Source organism: Kitasatospora sp. NPDC030952 (genome assembly GCF_055571335.1).
Map to the genome: position 1 here is coordinate 86,415 of NZ_JBVIFM010000005.1, position 21,296 is coordinate 107,710.

16 protein-coding genes are annotated in these 21,296 nt (G+C 75.6%); 10 read left to right on the forward strand and 6 right to left on the reverse strand.

What is annotated here, in order from left to right; all coding sequences use genetic code 11:
* Window positions 1–2: 2 nt before the first annotated feature.
* A complete protein-coding gene (locus tag ACZ47G_RS12115) occupies window positions 3–746 on the reverse strand; it encodes a zinc ribbon domain-containing protein (RefSeq protein ID WP_465741606.1) in 744 nt (247 codons plus the stop codon).
* A gap of 23 nt (window positions 747–769) precedes the next feature.
* Window positions 770–1,606, reverse strand: a complete 837-nt coding sequence (locus tag ACZ47G_RS12120; protein ID WP_465741608.1) for a Nif3-like dinuclear metal center hexameric protein — start codon at window positions 1,604–1,606, stop codon at window positions 770–772.
* 555 nt (window positions 1,607–2,161) lie between these two features.
* On the opposite strand from ACZ47G_RS12120, the gene lanL reads away from it, so the two are divergent.
* From lanL to ACZ47G_RS12150, 6 genes are all read left to right on the forward strand, one after another.
* Entirely contained in the window at window positions 2,162–5,290 is a 3,129-nt protein-coding gene (gene lanL / locus ACZ47G_RS12125; protein ID WP_465741610.1) for a class IV lanthionine synthetase LanL, read from the forward strand.
* A complete protein-coding gene (locus ACZ47G_RS12130; RefSeq protein WP_465741612.1) occupies window positions 5,287–7,278 on the forward strand; it encodes an alpha/beta hydrolase family protein in 1,992 nt (663 codons plus the stop codon). The genes lanL and ACZ47G_RS12130 overlap by 4 nt, the downstream gene beginning before the upstream one ends.
* Before the next feature lie 150 nt (window positions 7,279–7,428).
* The gene (locus ACZ47G_RS12135) at window positions 7,429–7,572 is read left to right on the forward strand and encodes a VenA family class IV lanthipeptide (RefSeq protein ID WP_157882160.1); all 144 of its coding nucleotides are present in this window, start codon (window positions 7,429–7,431) and stop codon (window positions 7,570–7,572) included.
* Window positions 7,573–7,741: 169 nt separating this feature from the next.
* On the forward strand, window positions 7,742–9,421 hold the full coding sequence (locus ACZ47G_RS12140) for an ATP-binding cassette domain-containing protein (protein WP_465741614.1): 1,680 nt from the start codon (window positions 7,742–7,744) through the stop codon (window positions 9,419–9,421).
* Window positions 9,422–9,873: 452 nt separating this feature from the next.
* The gene (locus ACZ47G_RS12145; protein WP_465741616.1) at window positions 9,874–11,631 is read left to right on the forward strand and encodes an ATP-binding cassette domain-containing protein; all 1,758 of its coding nucleotides are present in this window, start codon (window positions 9,874–9,876) and stop codon (window positions 11,629–11,631) included.
* Between the two features lie 163 nt (window positions 11,632–11,794).
* Window positions 11,795–11,968 carry a hypothetical protein gene (locus ACZ47G_RS12150; RefSeq protein ID WP_465741618.1) on the forward strand — a complete coding sequence of 58 codons (174 nt, stop codon included), beginning with the start codon at window positions 11,795–11,797 and terminating at the stop codon, window positions 11,966–11,968.
* 118 nt (window positions 11,969–12,086) lie between these two features.
* Here ACZ47G_RS12150 and ACZ47G_RS12155 read toward each other — a convergent pair whose 3' ends face one another.
* Entirely contained in the window at window positions 12,087–13,190 is a 1,104-nt protein-coding gene (locus tag ACZ47G_RS12155) for an alcohol dehydrogenase catalytic domain-containing protein (RefSeq protein WP_465741620.1), read from the reverse strand.
* A gap of 200 nt (window positions 13,191–13,390) precedes the next feature.
* On the opposite strand from ACZ47G_RS12155, the gene ACZ47G_RS12160 reads away from it, so the two are divergent.
* The 4 genes from ACZ47G_RS12160 to ACZ47G_RS12175 all read left to right on the forward strand — a co-directional run bounded on the left by ACZ47G_RS12160 (window position 13,391) and on the right by ACZ47G_RS12175 (window position 17,616).
* On the forward strand, window positions 13,391–14,044 hold the full coding sequence (locus ACZ47G_RS12160) for a class I SAM-dependent methyltransferase (protein WP_465741622.1): 654 nt from the start codon (window positions 13,391–13,393) through the stop codon (window positions 14,042–14,044).
* Window positions 14,045–14,241: 197 nt separating this feature from the next.
* Window positions 14,242–15,513, forward strand: a complete 1,272-nt coding sequence (locus ACZ47G_RS12165) for a hypothetical protein (protein WP_465741624.1) — start codon at window positions 14,242–14,244, stop codon at window positions 15,511–15,513.
* Window positions 15,514–15,520: 7 nt separating this feature from the next.
* Complete coding sequence (locus ACZ47G_RS12170) at window positions 15,521–16,504, forward strand: N-acetylmuramoyl-L-alanine amidase (protein ID WP_465741626.1); 984 nt, start codon at window positions 15,521–15,523, stop codon at window positions 16,502–16,504.
* Between the two features lie 209 nt (window positions 16,505–16,713).
* The gene (locus ACZ47G_RS12175) at window positions 16,714–17,616 is read left to right on the forward strand and encodes a hypothetical protein (RefSeq protein WP_465741628.1); all 903 of its coding nucleotides are present in this window, start codon (window positions 16,714–16,716) and stop codon (window positions 17,614–17,616) included.
* 108 nt (window positions 17,617–17,724) lie between these two features.
* Here the strand turns inward: ACZ47G_RS12175 and ACZ47G_RS12180 are convergent, their stop codons facing one another.
* The 3 genes from ACZ47G_RS12180 to ACZ47G_RS12190 form a co-directional block, all read right to left on the reverse strand.
* Entirely contained in the window at window positions 17,725–18,786 is a 1,062-nt protein-coding gene (locus ACZ47G_RS12180; RefSeq protein ID WP_380455281.1) for a prenyltransferase/squalene oxidase repeat-containing protein, read from the reverse strand.
* The gene (locus ACZ47G_RS12185; protein WP_465741630.1) at window positions 18,783–19,532 is read right to left on the reverse strand and encodes a class I SAM-dependent methyltransferase; all 750 of its coding nucleotides are present in this window, start codon (window positions 19,530–19,532) and stop codon (window positions 18,783–18,785) included. The genes ACZ47G_RS12180 and ACZ47G_RS12185 overlap by 4 nt, the downstream gene beginning before the upstream one ends.
* A 245-nt stretch (window positions 19,533–19,777) precedes the next feature.
* Entirely contained in the window at window positions 19,778–21,088 is a 1,311-nt protein-coding gene (locus ACZ47G_RS12190; protein WP_465741632.1) for a glycosyltransferase family 4 protein, read from the reverse strand.
* Window positions 21,089–21,296 lie beyond the last annotated feature (208 nt).

The window sequence follows — 21,296 nt, forward strand, 5'->3', positions numbered from 1 at the left end:
GCTCAGACGCCCGAGTCGGCGGTGCGGACCAGGATCCGCGAGCAGTTCTCGCAGCGGACCACCTTGTCGGCCGGCTCGGCCTTGATGGCGTTCAGCTCGGTGATCGAGAACTCGGTGCGGCAGCCCTCGCAGCGGCGCTGGTAGAGGCGGGCCGCGCCGACGCCGCCCTGGGTCTCGCGCAGCTTCGCGTACACCTTGAGCAGGTCGGCCGGGATGACGGCGGCGACGGCCTCGCGGTCGCGCTTGACCTTGTCGGCCTCGCCGTCGATCTCGGCGAAGGCGGCGTCGCGGCGGGCCTCGGCCTCCTTGAGCACGACGGTGGAGTGCTCCAGGCGGGCGGACAGCTCCTCGACCCGGCTCTGGGCGCTCTCCTGGCGCTCCATGATCTCCAGCACGACCTCTTCCAGGTCGCTCTGGCGCTTGGCCAGCGAGCCGATCTCGTGCTGGAGGTTCTCCAGGTCCTTCGGCGAGGTGATCGCACCGGAGTCCAGGCGCTGCTGGTTGCGGGCGGCCCGGGCGCGGACCTGCTCGACGTCCTGCTCGGCCTTGGTCAGCTCGCGGGCGGTGTCGCCCTTCTGGGCCTCGGCTGCGACGACGAGGTCCTTGAGCGCGGTGTGGTCGGCGGTGGCCTTGTCGATCTCGGCGTGCTCGGGCAGGCCCCGGCGCCGGTGGGCCAGCTGGTCGAGCTTCGAGTCGATGGCCTGGAGGTCGAGCAGGCGGATCTGGTCGGCGGGCGCGGCGTTCAAGGGGAAAGCTCCTGTGAATCGGGTCAGGCGGTGAAGGACATGGGGGCGTGCGCGGTCCACGGGTCGGTGACCCGGTGGGAGACCTTGGTCTCCACGGCCCAGCCGTGCTGGTCGGCGGCGGCCCGCAGGGCGCGCTCGGCCAGGCCGAGCCAGGGCCACTCGGTGGCCCAGTGGGCGGCGTCGACCAGTGCGACCGGCGCGGCCTCGGTGGCCTCGGAGGCCGGGTGGTGGCGCAGGTCGGCGGTCACGTAGGCGTCCACGCCAGCCGCCCGTACGTCGGCGAGGAAGCCGTCGCCCGAGCCGCCGCAGACCGCCACCCGGCTCACCAGGCGGTCCGGGTCGCCGGAGACGCGCACGCCGGCGGCGGTCGCGGGCAGGCCCGCGGCGACCTGCGCGGCGAAGGCCGACAGCGGCAGCGAGGGCTCCAGCAGACCGATCCGGCCGGTGCCGCGACGGCCCAGCGGGTCGGTGGGGTCCGGCACCAGCGGGCCGGTGACCTTGAGGCCGACCGCCTCGGCCAGCGCGTCCGAGACGCCGGGGTCGGCGTGGTCGGCGTTGGTGTGGGCGACGTGCAGCGCGATGCCGTTGCTGATCAGCGTGTGCACCACCCGGCCCTTGAAGGTGGTGGCGGCGACGCTGGTGGTGCCGCGCAGGTACAGCGGGTGGTGGGTGACCACGAGGTCGGCGCCCCACTCCACGGCCTCGTCGACGACCGCCTGAACGGGGTCGACGGCGAAGAGCACGCGGCTGACCTCGGCCTGAGGGTCCCCGCAGACCAGGCCGACGGCGTCCCAGGACTCCGCCCACTGCGGGGGGTAGACCTCTTCGAGCGCGGTGATGACGTCGGACAGTTTCGGCACCTGTCGAGACTACCGTGCGCGCGGGGGCGGTCGGGCCTCGGCCGATCGGGGGACGGGGGGCGGGACGGGCTGCGGACGGGGGTGGGTGGGGTCGTCGACGGCGGCGGGTGGGGTCTCGGACGGGGCCGGGTGAGGTCGCGGACGGGAGTGCTGCCGCCGTACAGATGCACGTCAACCTGTGGATGGAGCGCCCGAACCCCCGGGCGGGGCGCCCCGTTCGGGCTCGCGCGCACCGTACGCGCCCGTGCGCCGGGCGCCCACTACTCACAGCAGTGTTCTCGTACGAATTCGAAACCGCCTCCTGATCACCCTTACGAGTGAAGTGACCGGCTCTGCGTTGAGGCTTCGGTTTTCTCGAAACTAACTTCAGTCCTGCGAACGGGAGTTGCCCCGGCCGCCCCGACCGACCGGTCGGCGGCCCGGTTGAGGGCTCCCGTCCAGGAGCGGCACTCCCGCTCCTTCCGAGAAACCGATCAGGCCGGGCCGTCGCGCCGCGGATGCCGAGCAGGGGCAGCCGCGGCCGCCGGCGGCCGAGACGAAGGGATGTGGCGGCGGATGAGGGCGAGCGCATCCCTTCGTACGGCCGGGGGCCGGGGATCGGCGGGCCATGGACCGGACGCGGCCGGTACGTGGCCCGGGACGACGCGGGCGGCGCTGGCCGGCGCCGGAGGCCGGGGAGGCGGCGGTGACTGGGAGGTCACCGTCGGGGGCTTCTGGTGCACGGCCAGGCCGTCCGCGTCCGCGCCCTTACCGGACCAGGGGTGGAAGCTGCACGTCAGCGCGGCCTCGGTGGCGGGCGGGGAGGTGCTCGCGGCGGTGGTCCGGGTGCTCGCCGCGGACCCGTGCGACTTCAAGTTCGCCGCCACGGAGGAACGACTGCGCGAGCTCAACTCCCGCAACAGCGACCGGGGTTCGGCGGGCAAGTTCATCACCGTCTACCCGGCGGACGACGCGCAGTTCCAGCGGCTGGCGGCCGAACTGGACCGGGCCACCGCCGGACTGCCCGGGCCGGTGGTGCTCTCCGACCGCCCGTACCGGCCCGGCAGCCGGGTGCACTACCGCTACGGCGCGTTCGCGGCGCGGGCGGAGCTGGGCAACGACGGGGAGTACCGCTCGGTGCTGCGCGGGCCGGGCGGGGAGCGGGCCGAGGACGCGCGCGGGGGGTCGTACCGGGCGCCGGGGTGGGTGCGGGATCCGTTCGCGGCCCCTGTTCCTTCGGGTGCTCCTTCGCGTGGCCCTTCGAGCGGCAGGGGCCGAGGGGGTCGCGGGGTCCTGCTGGCCGGGCGCTACGCGGTGACCGCCGCCGTACGGCACGGCGCCAAGGGGGGCGTGTTCCTCGGGCGGGAGGCGGCGAGCGGCGCGGAGGTCGTGGTCAAGCAGGCCCGGGCGCACATCGAGGTCGACCGCGCCGGAACGGACGCCCGCGACGCGCTGCGGCACGAGGCCGACCTGCTCGCCCGGCTGGACGGACAGGGGCTCGCACCGCGCGCCGTCGAACTGATCGAGCAGGACGACTCCGTCTTCCTGGTGCAGGAACGAATCGCCGGACAGCCGCTGGGTGCCTGGGTCGCCGGCCGGCTGCGGCGCGACGGCACCCCGGACGTCGACTGGGCCGAGGCCGGCCCGGTGGTGCACGGGCTGCTCGACCTGGTCGAGCGGGTGCACGGCCAGGGGCTGGTCCTGCGCGACCTCTCCCCCGGCAATGTGATGGTCCGCCCGGACGGCAGCCTGCGACTGGTCGACCTCGAACTCGCCGCCGAGACCGGCCGCCCCGCCGGAACGGCCGGCACCCCCGGCTACCGCGCCCCCGAACAGGGCCGGCTCGCCCTCGCGGGCTCCTGCGTCGCCGACCCGGCCGTCGACCTGTACGCCCTCGGCGGGCTGCTCTTCCTGCTCGCCACCGGGCACGACCCCCTGCTGCCGGAAGACCTGCCGTACGCACGCCCGGTCGCCGAACGCCTCGGCCGCTGGCTCACCCTCGCGGCCCGCTCCGGCGCGACCGCGCGGCGGCTGGCGCCGGTGGTGCTGGGGCTGCGGGCGGAGGAGCCGGAGCTGCGGTGGGGGGTGGCTCGGGTTCGGGAGGCGCTGGTCGGCGCGGCCGGTGCCGTCGACCGTTCCGCGCACCGGCCGGACGGCGCCGCGTCCGCCGCCGTCGCTCCGCTGTGGCATGCCGCCGCCCGGCCCGGCGCGGTCGCGGCTCGCCCCGGCGTGGGCCCGGTTCGCCCCGGAGTCGGCTCGGCCCATCCCGGCGCAGGCCCGGTTCGCCCCGGCGCAGGCTTGATTCGCCCCGGCGCGCCGCAGGAGGCCGGCGCCGACGAACCGTCGCTCGACCGGCTGCTGTGCGACGGCCTGCGGCACCTCGCCGTCAGCGCTACGCCGGAGCGGTCCGACCGGCTGTGGCCCGTGGTGCCCGCCGGGGAGCGGACTGACCCGTGCACTGTGCAGCACGGCGCCGCCGGTGTGCTCGCCGTGCTGGCGCGGGCGGTCGCGGCCGAGGGTCTGCCGACCGAGGTGCGGGCGGAGGCCGCGCGCACGGCCCGTACCGCCGCCGGGTGGATCGAGCGGCGGGTGGCCGCCGAGCCGGTGGTGCTGCCCGGGCTGCACTTCGGACGGTCGGGGACGGCCTGGGCACTGCTGGATGCCGCCCGAGTCCTGGGCGACGCCGACGCGGCCGAGCGGGCCGCCGCGCTCGCCCGGCGGATCCCCGTCGAGTGGCCCAACCCCGATGTGTGCCACGGCACAGCCGGCGCCGGATTCACCCAACTCCGCTTTGCCGCCGATGACTTCGCCGACAGCGCCGACGGCTTCGGCGGCGGCAACCTCGATGACGACCTCGGCGATGGCTTCGCCGGGCGCGCCGACCGCTGCGCCCGCTCCCTGCTCGCCGCCGCGCGGCGGGAGCCGTACGGGGCGGTCTGGCCGGTGCCGACCGGCTTCGACTCGGCGCTCGCCGGAGCCACCCACCTCGGCTTCGCCCACGGCGTGGCGGGCGTGGGCGCCTTCCTCCTCTCCGCCGCCGCAGCGACCGGCGACCAGGCCCTGCGGGACGCCTGCACCACGGCCGCGATCGAGGCCGGCCGGACGCTCGGCGCGACCGTACGGTGGGGTCCGGCCGACGGCGCCACCCACCCGGCCATCGACCGGACCGGTGACCGGATCGCTGACCGGAGCACCGCCCGGACCACCGCCTGGTGGCCGCAGAGCGCGGGCGATCCGGAGCACATCCGGCTCTCCCACTGGTGCAGCGGCTCCTCCGGCGCGGGCAGCTTCCTGCTGCGGCTGTGGCGGGCCACCGGCGACCCCGACGCGCTCGCCCTCGCCCGGGCCGCCGGGCGGGCCGTGCTGGCCGGCCGCTGGCACAGCGGGGTGAGCGCCTGCCACGGCCTGGCCGGTGACGGCGAGTACCTACTGGATCTCGCCGAGGCCACCGATGATCCGGAATTCCTCGCGGGGGCCAGGGAGTTGGGCCGACTGATCGCAGCCCGCTCCGCCCTGCGCGACGGCCTGCTGACCCTCCCCGACGAGACGGGCACGGGCTGCGCCGCCGCCTACGGCACCGGCACCGCAGGGCCGTTGGCCTTCCTGCTCCGGCTCCGCCACGGCGGCCCCCGGCTCTGGCTGGACCCGCGCCTCCCCGCCGTCCATCAACTCCCGTGCGAGACAACCGGGGTGAGCGAGGCATGAACGTGGCCACCCGCACCACCACCCGGGCACTGCGCCGACTGAGCTTCTCCTTCGCCGCCGACGGAAGCCACGCGGCCTGCCTGGCCGCTGCCGCCGACAGCGGCTGGTACGTGGAGAGTTGGCGGCTCCCCGCAGACGGCGCACCGGCCACCCCGGCCGCGCTGCCGCTGTCCGGCAACCGCTCCGAGCACCTGCGCTCACAGCTGGTCGCACTGCCCGACGGCTCGGTGCTGGTCTGCCGGCACGACGGCGAACGGCATGACCTGGTCCGCCTCTCGTACGGCGAGAACGGCACCGTGGAACAGGAGTTGGCCTCGCTCCGGATGCCCGGACTGCGGCTGCTGCCGCTCCCGGCACCGCCCGGCGCCGACCCGCACACCCCGGTGGCGATCGCCCTCGGCACCGACACCCGGCCGGCGACCACCGCGTGGCTGGTCCGGGCGGACGGCAGCGAACCCGTCAAGGTCGCCGAGATCCCCGGCCTGCACGGCGGCGGCGCCTGGCTGGACCACGCGGGCGCACTGCTCGCGCTGGACCGGGTGGCCGGCGGGCTCGTCCGCACCGTCGTCCTGGACCTGCGCAGCGGCACCACCAGCCCGCTGCTGGAGATCGGCGAGCACAGCAACGACCGGCTGGTGCTGTTCGACCCCGACAGCCGCTTCGCGATGGTGCGCAGCGACGCGCCCGGCACCGACCGGCTCGGCTGGGGCGTGCTGGGCGGCGGGGAGCCACTGCGGTTCCCGGAATGCCTGCACGCCACGGGCATGGTCCTGCGCCCGGTCGCGCTGCGGCAGGCGGCGGACGGCCCCCGGGTCGCGGTGCAGATCGACCACGGCGCCGGGTCGGCGCTCGCCCTGTGGCGGCCCACCGTCGGCCGACTGGACCCGCTGCCCGTCCCGCCCGGACGGCTCGGCGCGGTCGGCCACTGGGACGGGGCGGGGCTGCGCCTCCCGTACTCCTCACCCGACCACCCGGCGGCACTGGCCACCCTGGACGTGGACGCCCTGCTGGCGCACGGCCCCGCCCCGACCGGGTCCGCCCCGATCCCGCTGCCGCTCCAGCTCGCGCCCCTGGGATCGGGGCTGCCCGGCCCGTGGCGGGACACCGTCCCGCCCTGGCAGCCCGGCGCGCAGCGCGCCGTCCGTACCCAGCCCGCCGGCTGGCGGCTGGACGGCAGCACCCCGCCCGGCGACGGCGGCCGCTGGCATCCCGCCCAGAGCCTCGAACTCGCCGGCCCGGCAGGCCCGTTGGAGGCCGTGGTGTACGGCGGGGACGCCTGGCTGAGCAGCCCGCACCTGGTGCTCGCCCTGCACGGCGGCCCGGCCGACGCCTGGCGGCTGGAGTTCGACCCGGCCCTGCAACGGATGGCCGCCGAGGGCCTGGCCGTGGTCGCCCCCAACCAGCGCGGTTCCACCGGCTACGGAGTGCCGCACGCCCTGGCCATCCGGGGCGCCTGGGGCGGGCCCGACCTGGACGACGTGCTGTACCTGCTGGAGGGCATCGCCGGCCAACGGGCCGCTCTCGGCCTGGAGCCGCCCGCCCTGTTCGGGGTCAGCTACGGCGCGTTCCTGGCGCTGCTGGCGGCCGCGCACGCGCCGGCCGAGCAGGTCGCCCGCTGCGCGGTGGTCGCACCGTTCCTGTCCGGCGGCCGGCTGCTGGCCGAAGCCGCGCCCACCGTACGGGCGTTGACCACCCGGCTGGGCGGCGGCGACCAGATCCTGGACGCCCGCGGCCCGCGCGACGTGCTCCAGCTGGCCCACCGGCTGAGCGCACCGCTGCTGGTGGTGCACGGCAACCGGGACGAGGTCGTACCGGTGAGCCAATCCCGTTCGCTGCGGCACGAGTTGCTGCGGATCGGGCGGGTCGAGGGCGCGGACTTCCGGTACGTGGAGGCGGCCGGCTCCGGGCACGAGGTGCTGGCCGAGGAGGGCGCCGCCGTGCTGCACGAACTGCTGGCCGCCTTCCTGCGGACCGGCCGACCGGGCTGACCCGCCCGACGCCCCAGCACTTCAGACTCCCGGGCCCGTCGCGGCCCGGGGCACCACCCCCGGCGCGGCGGATGGAGGCCGCCCGGGGCGCAACACCCGACGCCCGCAGGCAGATCGCGGCGGGCGCACCTCAAGGGGAGGACCCACAACATGGAGAACATGGTGGACTTCGAGACCGACCTCGCGGCCCTGCAGGACCTGCCGGAGACCGAGTCCGTCGAGCTGACCGGCCACGGCAGCGGGTGCCAGTACACCTGTCTCATCCTGACCTGCCTGATCTTCACCAACAGCTGAGCCATCGGCTGATCCATCGGCCGACCGGGTCGACCGGGTCGACCGGGTTCGACCAAGGGTGCCGTCCCCGCCTGTCCGGACAGGCGGGGACGGCACCCGTCTCATCTCCCACCCCTTCGCAGCCCCCACCCCTTCCAACCCCTTTCAACTCCTCGACGGGAGCCAGGACTTGCCCCGCCGCCCCACCGGATGGACCCTCGCGCTCGGCATCGCCCTGCCCGTCGAGGCCGCCACCACCCTCGCCCTGCCCGCCGTACTCGCCGGGGCCGTCGACACCGTCCTCGCCCATCGGGCCGGGGCCTCCCCCGGAGGGCTGCCGGGCCTCGTCCTGCCCGCCGTCGTACTGCCCGCCGTCGTCCTCGGCGCGGCAGCCGCCGCCAACGCCATCGCCGCGGCGGCCGCGCCCGCCTGCTCGGCCGAAGCCACCGCCGCCCTGCGCGGGCGCCTGGTCCGCCACCTGCTCGCCCTCGGACCGGGCGGCCGACTGCACGGCGGCCCGCCACCCGGTGACCTCGCCGCCCGACTGCTGGGCTCGGCGGGCGACGCGGGCGCCCGACTGCCCGCCGTGCTCGGCGCGGCCACCGCCCTGCTCACCTCGGTCGGCGCGCTGCTCGGGCTGGCCGTGCTGTCGCCGTGGCTGGCCCTCGCCTTCTTCGCGGGCGTGGTGCCCGGCGTGCTGCTGATCCGGCTCTTCCTGCGCCAGGCCGGCCCGGTGTTCGCCCGGTACCAGGAGGTGCAGGCCGAGATCGCCGCCCGGCTAAGCGGCGCCCTCACCGGACTGCGCAGCATCCACGCGGCACACGCCGAACAGCGCGAGGCCACGAGAGTGTTGGCGCCACTGCCGGAACTCGCCACGGCCGGACACGCGCTCTGGGCCGCACAGCGACGCACCGCCTGGCAGGCCACCCTCCTGATCGCCCTGGTGGAGGTCGCGGTGCTCACCACCGCCGGGGCCCTGCTCACCGACGGCGCACTCGCCCCCGGCGCGCTCGCCGCGGCGGCGGGCTGGGCGGCGCTCGGCGCGGGGCTGTTCGAGCAGGTCGAGTCGCTGGTCGGGGTCGCCCACGCCCGCGCCGGGCAGACCCGGGTGGACGAGCTGCTCGCCCTCGCACCCGCCCCCACCGGCACGGCGGCCCTCCCGGCGGGCGGACCCGGGGAGGTCTCGCTGCGGGGCGTGGTGGTGCGGGACGGTGAACGGGTCCTGCTCGGTCCGCTCGACCTCACCGTCCCCGGCGGTCGGACGGTCGCCCTGGTCGGGCGCTCCGGCTCCGGCAAGTCCCTGCTGGCCGCACTGCCCGGGCGGCTGCGCGACCCCGACGAGGGCACCGTACTGATCGACGGTGTCCCGGTGAACGCCCTGTCAGCCGCCGAACTGCGGCACGCCGTCGGCTACGCCTTCGCCCGGCCGGCCCTGGTCGGCCGCACGCTCCGCGACGCACTCGCCGGCGCCGGCCCCGCCGAGGCGGCCGCCGCCCGCGCCGACGGCTTCCTGGCCCGGCTCCCCGACGGCTGGCACACCCCGCTCGACGAACTGCACCTCTCCGGCGGCGAACTCCAACGCCTCGGCCTCACCCGGCTACTGGCCCGGCCCACCCGGGTCGTCGTCCTGGACGACGCCACCTCCGGCCTGGACCTCGCCACCGAGTACCAGGTCACCGAGGCCCTCGACCGCGCCACCCAGGGCCGCACCCGCCTGGTGATCGCCCACCGCACCACCGTCGCCGCCCGCGCCGACCTCGTCGCCTGGCTCGACGCCGGCCACCTCCGCGCCCTCGCCCCCCACGCCACCCTCCTCGCCCACCCCGACTACCGCGCCACCCTCTCCGACGCCGCCCTGCAGACACCATGACCTCCTGCGCCAGAAGTCGGCCCGATCGACTTCTCGCGCGCGGCGAATCCGCGTCAGCCATGCGGAGAGGACCGGCGCGGGCTCCCTGTACGAACGAGCGGCGCACAGGAAGTCAGGCGGGTCGACTTCCTGTGCGCAGCACTCGCCCCTGCGGCGCTGCCCGCACCAGAAGTCGGCCCCACCGACTTCTCCTCCCCTGTCTCTCCTCTATATCCCTCCTCGCAGAAAGTCAGCTGGATCGGCTTCTCATGCAACTGACCTCAAGCCGCGCAAGCGCCGGCACAGAAAGTCGGCGGGGCCGACTTCCCATGCAAGCCCGGCCCCGACCACCACAACCGCAGAGCCGGGCGAACCACCGGGCGGGCCGGCGGCGTCGGCGGCGGGACTCGGTGGTGGGGGCGGCGGGGTGGGGGTTGCTGTTCCGGCAGTTGCGGGGGACCCGCGGAGCGTTGGTGCGGTTGCTCGGGTGGTCCGGGGTGGAGGCGCTGCCGCCACTGGTGTCCGGGTTGTTCGTCTCGGCCGCGGTCGATCAGGGGTTCCTGGCCGGGCGGCCCGGGGTCGGGGTGGCCTGGCTGGGTGGGTTCGGGGCGGCCATGGGGCTCCGGGCGTATGCGGCGAGAGCCGGATTCCCGCACCTCGCGGGGGTGGTGGAGCCACTGCGGGACGCGCTGGTCGAGCGGGTGGTCCACAGTGCGCTCGCGCGGCCCACGGCGGACCCGGCCGAGGTCGCGCGGCTCACCGAGCAGGTCGAGTCCGCACGGCAGTTGACCGCGACGCTGCTCCGCACCCTGCGCGGGGTCGGGGTCACGCTGGTTGCCGCGCTGATCGGCCTGACGCTGCTGGCACCGGCCGTCCTGCCGCTGGTGCTGCTGCCGCTGCTGGCGGCCGGGCTGCTCTTCGTACGGCTGCTGCGGCCGATGGCGGCTCGCCGGCGGGCGGTCGTCCTGGCCGAGGAAAGGCTGGCGGCCGAGGCCGGACGGGCCCTGCACGGGCTGCGCGATGTGCAGGCGTCGGGCACCGGGGACGTGGTCGCCGACGCGCTGGCCGAGGCGGCGCGGGAGAGCGCCGAGGCCTCCCGTGCGCTGGGCCGGGCATCGGCCCTGCGTGCGCTGGTGGTGGCGCTCGGCGGACGGCTGCCGGTACTGGCCGTCCTCGTGGCGGCCCCTTGGCTGCTCGCGCACGGCGCGCTGACGGCGGGCGAACTGCTCGGTGTTTCCACCTATCTGCTCCAGCAACTCGACCCAGCGGTACGGACGTTGGCCGGTACGGTCGGCGGCTGGCTGCTCAACCTCGCCGTGGTACTGGACCGTCTCGCGGCAGTCACGGTCAGCCCCGCCGAGGCCACAGGCACCGGTACCGGCACCGGCACCGCAGATCGAGGTACGGCCGTGGGCGGGCAACGCCCGGGCGCGGGCGGCGCGTGGCAGCCCGCAGCGGCAGAGGCCAGCTGCCCGCCCGCCCAGCAGGACCCGCGCCCCGGGGCGGGGGTTCCGGTCGGGGAGGTGCGGCTGGTCGGGGTCGGGTTCGCCCATCGGGGCGGGGTGGCGCCCGTGCTGGAGGGGCTCGATGCGGTGGTCGGGGCCGGGGAGCACGTGGCGGTGGTGGGGGCGAGTGGGGTGGGGAAGTCGACGTTGGCGGGGCTGGTGGCGGGGTTGGTGGTGCCGACGGCGGGGGTGGTGGCCGTGGGTGGCGGGGCGGGCGGGGTGGTGCTGCTGCCGCAGGAGGCGTACGTGTTCCCGGGGTCGGTGTGGGACAACCTGGCCTGGCTCGCTCCGGACGTGTCGGAGCGGGAGTTGGCGGCGGCCGTCGAGTGCTTGGGGGCCGGCGGGGTGGTGGCTCGGCTGGGCGGGTTGGCGGGTGCGCTGCGCGATCCGGGTGAACTGTCGGCCGGTGAGCGCCAGTTGTTGGCGCTGGTGCGGGCGTATGTGGCGGGTTCGCCGGTCGTGGTGCTGGACGAGGCGACCTGCCATCTGGATGCCGCGGCGGAGGAGCGGGTGGAGCGGGCGTTCGCGGGTCGGCCGGGGACGCTGGTGGTGGTCGCGCACCGGATCAGTTCGGCGTTGCGGGCGGACCGGGTGCTGCTGTTGGACGGCGGACGTGGGGTGTTGGCCCGGCACGGCGATCTGCAGGTGCTGTCGCCGTTCTACCGCGAACTGGTCGGCCACTGGTTGGGTTCGACGCCACCGGGCGGGGCGGGACTCGCCTCATGAGGTCGATAGGATCTCGTCCGTCCCGGCCGTTATGGTGGCCGGGGCACGGGCCGCGATCACCGGCTGTGGGCGCGTACCGGGCGCCCGATCGGGGACCCGACCGTGTGCCGCAGGCGCCGGACGGGCGCCGATGACCTGCACCCTCGCACGGAAGACGATTCTCATGTCCGACACCCTCACCGACATCACCGGACCCGCGGTCAACGGGACCGACGCCGACGAGAAGACGGCCGGGGACGCCGCGTCGCACGGTCGCCACCGGGGTGGCTCCGCCGCGAACGACACCCCTGGGTCGGACCCGCACGGCCGCCACCGCGCGGCCGGCGCCCAGGGCTGAGCCCAGGGCCGAGTCCAGGGCCGGCCCCGGAGCCGGCCCGAACGGATCAACCGCACACTGCGTCAACCGCACATCGCGAGGGCCCGCCGGGGCACACACCCCGGCGGGCCCTCGCACGTCACCGGTCCGACCGGTCCGACCGGTCCAGCGAGACCACCGTCCGCAGCGCCTCGCCGCTGCGCATCTGCTCGATGGCCCGGTTCACGTCGGCGAGCCCGACCCGGTGGGTGATCATGCCGTCGAGGTCGATCCGCCCGGCCCGCCACAGGTCCACGACGAGGCCGATGGTGCGCGCCACCGGCGCCCCGCCGTACAGCGAGGGCAGCAGCCGCTTCTCGTTGAAGAACAGTTCCCCCATGGTGAACTGGGCGAGGTCGTCCTGGGCGCCGGCGCCGATGACGACGACCGCGCCGCCGCGCCGGGCCGCGTCGTAGCCGGCCCGGACGGTGGCCGCCCGGCCGACCGCTTCGAAGACGTAGTCGAAGCCGCCGCCGGGCAGCCCCTTGGCGAAGGGCTTGAGTTCCTCGGGGGCGAGCGCCGCGGTGGCGCCGAAGGCGAGCGCCCGTTCGCGGCGCGAGCCGACCGGGTCGACGACGGTGATCCGGGCGGCGCCGCAGACCCGGGCGCCCTGGACGGCGGCCACGCCGACCCCGCCCGCGCCGATCACCGCGACCGAGGAGCCGGGCTCGACCCGGGCGGTGTTGACGGCGGCGCCGATGCCGGTGGTGACGCCGCAGCCGATGAGTGCGGCGGCCTCGTACGGCAGGTCGGCCGGCACCTTGATCACGGCGTCGGCGGTGACCACCACCTCCTCGGCGAAGGCGCCGGTGCCGTAGAAGCCGGAGGCCTCGGTGCCGTCGTCGGCCAGCCGGAAGCCGGGCGCGCCGAGCCGTCGCAGGCTGGCGACGCACAGGTGGCCGCGGCCCTGCTCGCAGTGGGCGCAGCGGCCGCAGGGGGCCATCCAGCAGAGCACCACGCGGTCCCCGGGCTGGACGCCGGTCACGCCCTCGCCGACCTCGACGACGTCGCCGGCGCCCTCGTGCCCGGGGACGAACGGCGCGGGCTGCGGCAGCACGCCGCTCATCGCGGAGAGGTCCGAGTGGCACAGGCTGGCGGCGCGCATCCGGACCCGTACGGTGCCCGGTCCGAAGCCGACGGCCGTGACGTCCGCGCGGACGTCGAGGGTGTCCTGGCCGGTCTTGTGCAGGACGGCTGCGCGCATGGGGCTGCTCCCGGTGTGCTTCGGGTCATGGGTCGGGCCGATTCTGGCACGGCCCTCGGCGACCGACTAGAACGCGTTCCAGAACGGCCCCTGCGGGCGGTGCCAGCCGGGCGGAGCGGGAGGGGGCGGCGGGTGCGGCGCTACCGTCGAGTAGGGTCCCGAGCACGTCCCGTCCGTCGTCCGAGCCCGAGGAGCACCGCATGTCCGACCTGCTGGAGGGCGCCCGACCGGCGCCGGAGGTGCTGGCGGCGTTCGAGGCGGCCACCGGGTTCATGCCGGTGGACGAGGGCCTCGCGCTGTACGCGGCGGCGGTGGCGGCGGCCCGGCGCACCGGGCTGCCGGTGCTGGAGATCGGCACCTACTGCGGCCGCTCGGCGGTGCTGCTGGCCGCCGCGGCGCGGGAGGCCGGGACGGTGGCGCTGACGGTGGACCACCACCGCGGCTCGGAGGAGCAGCAGCCGGGCTGGGAGTACCACGACCCGACCCTGGTGGACCCCGAGGTCGGGCGGATGGACACCCTGCCCCGGTTCCGCCGCACCCTGCACGCGGCCGGGCTGGAGGAGCACGTGGTGGCGCTGGTCGGCCGCTCGCCGCAGATCGCCGCGCTGTGGGGCCGGCCGCTGGCCCTGGTCTTCATCGACGGCGGGCACACCGACGAGCACGCCACCGGCGACTACGAGGGCTGGGCGCCGCACCTGGCGCCGGAGGGCCTGCTGGTGGTGCACGACGTGTTCCCGGATCCGGCGGACGGCGGCCAGGCCCCGTACCGGGTGTACCTGCGGGCGCTTGCCGAGGGCTTCGAGGAGGTCTCGGTGACCGGCTCGCTGCGGGTCCTGCGCCGGGCCGCCGGGTAGGGAAGGACCGCCACCCGACGGACCGGGCAGCCTCGGGATCGCCCCCACGGCCCGGCCCGGATGCTCTAACGTCGTGCCGGGACCGTCGGGCGGAGCCCGAACGGTACGGTGTCCGCGCGGCTCCAGGCAGTGCGCGGAACCACGCGCGGCACCAGGCAGAGCACAGGGCATCGGCGGACGGTGGGGGCTAGCGGCACATGACGGACCAGCACAACACCGCTCCGGCGGTCTGGGACCCGACCGCGCGCGGCGGCGCCGGCGGCTGGGTGCGCAATCCGCAGCGCCCGGACGCCGAGTCCGCCGCCGCCACACCGACCGCACCCCCCGCCGCGGGCGCGGTCGGCGACCAGGGCCCGCCGCTGGGCGGCCGCCCGTACCTGTCCACCGCCCCGGGCTTCGGCCCGCCGCCGGACATGTCGGCGCCGGAGCCCGAACCGGCCGCGGGCCCCGGGGCGCCGACCACGGCCCTCCCCCGGATCACCCCGCCGCCGGGCGCGCCGCCGGCGGCCGCGCCGTTCCCCTCCCACGCGACCCCGCAGGAGCGGGGCCCCCAGGGCGGGCCGCTCCCCGGCCCGGGGTACGTCTACCCGCCGCCGCCCCAGGCCGGCCCGTACCCGCAGGCCAACTCGCAGGCCCCGCACCCGCAGGGCGGCTACGGGTACCCCCCGCCCCCGCCCCCGCCCCCGTATCCGGCCCAGCCGGCCCAGCCGGACTACCCGACCGCCCACCCCGGCGAGCGCGCGGACGACGAGGACCGCCCGGCCAACCGCAAGGCCCCGCTGCTGATCGGCTTCGCGGTGCTGCTGGTGCTGGCGGTCGGCGGCGGCCTGCTGTACGCGACCCAGGGCGGCGGCAAGAACGACCAGGCCGCGCCCGCCCCTTCGGCCGCCAGCGCGACCGGCTCCGGCAATCCGCAGCCCGCCCCGGCACCCACCGGTACGGACGCCGCGCCGAGCGGCGCCGCCACGCCCACCGACTCGCCCTCCCCGAGCGCGACCACCGCCGGCCCCAACGCCAAGGCCCAGGCGCAGGCCCTGGACGCGCTGCTGACCGAGGGCGGGAACGCCAGGACGCAGATAGGCAACGCGGTCGCCAAGGTGTCCAGTTGCCCGGCGAAGGCCGACATCGACAGCGCGGTGCAGGTCTTCGACAGCGGTGCCAAGCAGCGCGACGGCCTGCTGGCCAAGCTCGCCAAGCTGAGCGTCACCGACCTGCCGGGCGGCGCGGACGCGGTGAACTCGCTCAAGTCCGCCTGGCAGTTGTCCGCCGACATCGACCGGGCGTACGCGAGCTGGGGCCGCGCGGTCGCCACCCAGGGCTGCTCCGGCACCGCGCCCTCCACCGCGGACAAGAAGCACGCGGACGAGCTCAACCCGCAGGCCACCCAGGCGAAGAACGACTTCCTCACCAAGTGGAAGCCGATCGCCACGACGTACGGTCTCACCTCGCCCACCTCGGACAGGATCTGAACCACCCGTGACCGGCCCGACCTCCCGCACCCCCCGCCGTACCGCCCTGCTGCGCGCCGCCACCGCGGTGGCCGTGGCCGTTCCGCTCTGCACGGCGGGCTGGTTGGGGTGGCACGCCCTGGACGACTCCGGCCCGGTCGGCGCCGCGACCTCCGCCTCGCCTGCCGCCGCCGCCCAGTCCACCACCGCGGAGCCCACCCAGCCGACCCAGCCGACCACCCAGGCCCCGGCCACCCCGGCCGTCCCGGAGGCCCCGCCGACCAGCGGCACCCCCACCGGCAGCACCCCCACCGGCGGCGCCCCGCAGAGCCCGGCCGCCGACCTCACCGGCCGCACCGTCGTGATCGACCCCGGCCACAACCCCGGCAACTTCGCCCACCCCACCGAGATCAACCGCCAGGTGGACGTCGGCAACGGCCACAAGGAGTGCGACACCACCGGCACCGAGACCGACGCGGGCTACACCGAGGCCGACTACACCCTGGACGTCAGCCGCCGGGCCCGGGCCCTGCTGACCGCCCGGGGCGCCAAGGTGGTGCTGGTCCAGGACGGCGACCGCCCCTGGGGCCCGTGCGTCGACGAGCGCGCCCGGGCGGGCGCGGACGCGCACGCCGACGTGGCGGTCTCGGTGCACGGCGACGGCGGCCCGGCGAGCGGCAGCGGCTTCCACGTGATCATGCCCGCCAAGGTGGTGGCCGGTAAGGCGGACAACTCGGCGATCGTCGAACCCTCGCACCGGCTGGGCCTGCTGCTGCGCGACCGCTTCCACGCCGCGACCGGCGAACCGTACGCCGACTACATCGCGAACGACGGCCTGGACACCCGCTCCGACCTGGGCGGCCTCAACCTCTCCGCGGTTCCCAAGGTGTTCATCGAGTGCGGTAACATGCGCAACTCCGCGGACGCCCGACGGATGACGGACCCTCAGTGGCGCCAGCAGGCCGCCCAGGGGATCGCCGATGCGCTGGCGGCCTTCCTGACCACTCACTGAGTCGGCTGGGCAAGGGAGTTGGGACGTACGAGCCCGGTGGACGACACCCCACCGCGGCCGCACGGTTTGCAACGACTTCGACCCATTGCCGAGCCCGCCGTGCACCGGCGGGACGGTTGGGCCTAGGCTTCTGGTCCGTTCGGGAGTTTCGGCCGGTCGGCCCGACCGCACGAAGCACCGTCCACGACACGTCAACGAGGGGAACGTAAGTGAATCTGCGCGCTCTCACCAGGGGAGACGCCGCCGTCGCAGGCGGGGCCGTCCTGCTTTTCATCGCCTCCTTCCTGCCCTACTGGACCGTCGACTGCAGCGGCCGGTACTGCGGGAACACCTCGCAGAACGCGTGGAGCACCGAGCTGTTCCCCATCCTGCCCTCGATCTACCTGCTGGGCATCGCCGCCGCCGCACTGATCCTGGTGCAGCGCTTCCAGGGTCCGGCCGCCGCCAACCGCCAGGTGCTCGGCCTGCGGCTGGACCAGTGGGGCATCGCGTTCGCCGTGGCGGCGCTGTGGACCTCGCTCTGGTCGCTGGGCGGCGGCCCGTCCGCCGGCAGCATCAGCCACGGCTTCGGCGCCTGGCTCGGCCTGATCTCGCTGATCGTGCTGGCGGGCGCGGCCGCGGCCGCCCCGCTGGTGCCGGCGCTCAAGGCCCCGCTGGTCAGCGACCGCCCGGCGGCCGTCCCCTACCAGGGCGGCTACCCGATGCCGGGTCAGCCCGGCCAGCCCGGCCCCGGCCAGTACGGCTACCCGGGCCAGGCCCACGACCCGGCCTTCGGCGCCCAGCCGGCCGGTGGCTACGGCTACCCGGCCGCCGGCCAGCCGCAGCCCGGCCAGCCGGTGCAGCCGCAGGACGCCGGCGTCCCGGCCCCGCAGCCGACCCCGGCCGTCCAGCAGCCGGCCGCCCCGGCGGCGGACTTCCAGCCGTTCTGGTTCGCCGTCCCGTCCCCGCGCCAGCTGGCGCCGAAGGACAACCCGGTCGGCGCCCCGATCGGCGAGGTCGTGCCGGGCACCTGGTACCTGGCCGTCGAGCAGCGCGGCGCGGCCCTGGTCGCCCAGCTGCCGGACGGCACCCAGGGCGTGCTGGCCGACACCGCGGGCATCCAGCGCGGCTGACGCCCGCCGCACATGACGAAGGGGCGGGACCGGTGATCCGGTCCCGCCCCTTCGTCATGCCTCCGCAGGCCCCTCCGCAGGCCCCCGCAGGCCCCTCAGCAGACCCGCTCAGCAGCAGTCCTGGACCACCAGCCCGGCGGGCAGCTGCTCCCCGCCGAAGACCGCGACGGTCGCCGGGTCCCCGCCGAGCGCGGCCACCGCGAGCAGCAGCGCCCCGGCCGTCCAGGTGGTGCGCTCCTCGGGCCAGATCGCGTCGTCCTCGAAGACGTACCCGGTCCAGTACGAGCCGTCCTCGTGCCGCAGGTGCCGCTGGATCCAGCGCAGGATCTCCACCGCGCGGTCGGACTGGCCGATCGCCCAGAGCGCGAGGGCCAGTTCGGCGCTCTCGCCGCCGGTCACCCACGGGCGGTCGCTGACGCAGCGCACGCCGAGGCCGGGGACGACGAAGCGCTCCCAGTCCCGCTCGATCCGCTGCACCGCCGCGTCGCCGCGCAGGCCGGTGCCGAGCACCGGGTAGTACCAGTCCATCGAGTAGCGGCCCTTGTCGAGGAACCGCTCGGGGTGGTGGGCGACGGCGTGCCGCAGCCGGCCCGCCGCGAGCTCCCAGTCGGGCTGCGGCTCCTCCAGGTAGTCGGCGACGGCCAGCCCGCAGCGCAGCGCGTGCAGGATGCTGGACGAGCCGGTGAGCAGCGCCTCGTCGGTGGCGGCGCCGTCCTCGTCGACCCGCCAGGCGATCGGGCCGCCGGGCAGCCGCAGGCCGACGATGAAGTCCAGCGCCCGCCGGACCACCGGCCAGATCCACTCCAGGAAGGCGTCGTCGCCGGTGCTGAGGTGGTGGTGCCAGACCCCGACCGCGATGTACGCGCAGAAGTTGCTCTCCTTGGCGCGGTCGGTGACCTCGCCGTCGGTGTACCCGGCGTACCAGGAGCCGTCCGGGTTCTGCCGGGCGGCCAGCCAGCGGTAGGCGGCCTCGGCGGCGGCGTGCTCGCCGGCGGTGTCGAGGGCCATCGCGGCCTCGGTGTGGTCCCACGGGTCGAGGTGGTGGCCGGCGAACCAGGGGATGGCGCCGTCGGGGCGCTGCTCGGCCAGGATGCTGCGGACGGTGTCGGCCGCCTGCTCGGCGTCCAGCACCCCGTCGAGCAGCAGCACCTCGGGGACGGCGGCGGTCATGCGCCCGCCCCACCGGACTCGGCGCGGTGCGGCTTGGCGGCGTACGCCACGAAGCTCTTGCCGATGAGCGGGTTGAGCGCCTTCTCGGCGGCCTTGGTGATCGAGCTGATCACCGGGGTGCCGACGATGTCCCAGACCAGCAGCTGGTGGTACGCCTTGACCGGCAGCGCCTTGTCGTTGTCCACGCCGACGGCGCACTTGATCCACCAGTACGGCGAGTGCAGCGCGTGCGCATGGTGGGTGCCGTACGGCTCCAGGCCGGCGTCCTTGAGCTTGCCGACCAGCTCGTCGCCCCGGTAGATCCGGATGTGGCCGCCCTCGACCTCGTGGTACTCGTCGGACAGCGCCCAGCAGATCTTCTCCGGCAGCCAGCGCGGCACGGTCACGGCGAGCAGGCCGCCCGGCTTGAGGACCCGGAACATCTCGTTGAGCACGCCCTTGTCATCGGGTATGTGCTCCATCACCTCGGAGATGATGATCTTGTCGAAGTAGTCGTCCTCGAACGGCAGCGCCAGCGCGTTGCCCTCCATCGCGACCGCCGACGCGCCCTCGGGGGCCTCGCCGGCCAGCTCCATCGCGGCGAACCACTTCTTGACCTCGGCGATCTCCTCGGCGTTCTGGTCGAGGGCGATCACATTGGCGCCGCGGCGGTAGCACTCGAACGCGTGCCGGCCCCCGCCGCAGCCCAGGTCGAGCACCCGGTCGCCGGGGGCGAGCGGGAAGCGCGAGAAATCGACGGTCAGCACTGCAGGGCTCCCATTCCTATTGCTACCAAGCGGTCCTGACGCTTCGTCAGACCATTTCGTCAGGTCAACGCTCCGCCGGTCCGGCGCCTCGGCGCCGGGCTCGGGGCGCGTACCGCCGAGTTCGGGGACGTACCGCTGAACTCGGAACACGTACCGCCGAGTTCGGCGGACGAACCGCCGGGCTCAGGGCACGTACCGCCGGGCTCGGAGCACGTACCGCCGGCTCGGCGGACGCACCACCGGGCTCAGGGCACGTACCGCCAGCCCGGCCCGGAGCGGGCCCGGGCGCCGGCGCCGGTGGCGATCGCCGCGCGGTACGCCTCGGCGGTCAGCTCGGCGGCCCGCGCCCAGGTGAACCGGGCCAGCACCCGCTCCCGGCCGGCCGCGCCGAGGGCGGCGCGCAACTCCGGGTCGTCCAGCAGCCGGCCGAGCGCGGCGGCCAGCGCGTCCGCCTCCCCCGGCGGCACGGCCAGGCAGGTCTCGCCGTCCGGCCCGGCCACCTCGGGGATCGCCCCGCCGGTGGTCGCGACCAGCGGGGTGCCGGTGGCCATCGCCTCGGCGGCGGGCAGCGAGAAGCCCTCGTACAGCGACGGGACGCAGGCCACCTCGGCCGAGCGGTAGAGGTCGACCAGCTCCCGGTCACTCAGGCCGGTGCGGAACTCGATGTGCTCCGCCAGTCCGAAGCGGCGCACCGCCTCGGCCACCGGCCCCTCCTCCTTCTGCGGCTTGCCGACCACCACCAGGTGGGCGTCCCGCTCGGTGCGGACCTTGGCCAGCGCCTCGACCAGGAACACCAGGCCCTTGAGCGGCACGTCCGCGCTGGAGGTGGTGACGATCCGGCCGGGGACCCGCCCGATCTCCTCGGAGGGCGACCAGAGCCGGGTGTCGGCACCGATCGGCACCACCGAGATCGCGGCCGGGGCGGCGCCCAGGTGCTCGGCGATCTCGCGCTGGGAGGTGCCGGAGACGGTGATCACGTGGTCCAGCCGGGCCGCGACCCGGCGCTGCATCCGGGTGAAGGCGTACCAGCGGCGCAGCGAGAGCCGCTTGCCCCGGGTGGTGGCCGCGTCCAGCTCCAACTGCCGGTCCACGGTGATCGGGTGGTGGATCGTGGTGACCAGCGGGAAGCCGTGCCGGGCCAGGCCGAGCAGTCCGTACCCGAGGGTCTGGTTGTCGTGCACCACGTCGTAGCGGCCCTTGTGCCGGGCCAGGTACTGGCGGGCGCGCAGCGAGAAGGTGAGCGGCTCGGGGAAGCCGCCGGTGCGCATGGTGGCGAACTCCAGCACGTCCACCGGCCCGCGGAACTCGCCGCGGGCGGGCGTGCGGAACGGGTCGTCGGCGCGGTAGAGGTCCAGGCTGGGCAGCTCCACCAGGCGGACCGAGCCGGGGCCCTCGACCTCGTCCAGCACGGGGTAGGGCTGGGCCCCGATCACGTCCACGTGGTGGCCGAGCCGGGCCAGCTCGCGGGAGAGGTGCCGGACGTACACGCCCTGACCGCCGCAGAACGGGTCCCCGCGGTATGACAGCAGGGCAATCCGCAGCGGCTGCGCGGTCATCCTCGGCCCTCATCTCTGGCTGCTATCGGTGCGAGCGGCGCCAACGGTGGTGCCGGTCGCTAAAGTAGATCAGGTTTCAGTGGCTGTGGAACTCGTCATCGACCGTGTGAACAATGAGAGACCTCGAAGATACCGGCCCGTAGCTTTCGCTCAGGAGCCAGGGCTGGTGATTCCCGCCACGCCGGGCCCGACCGACCGCGACCGACCA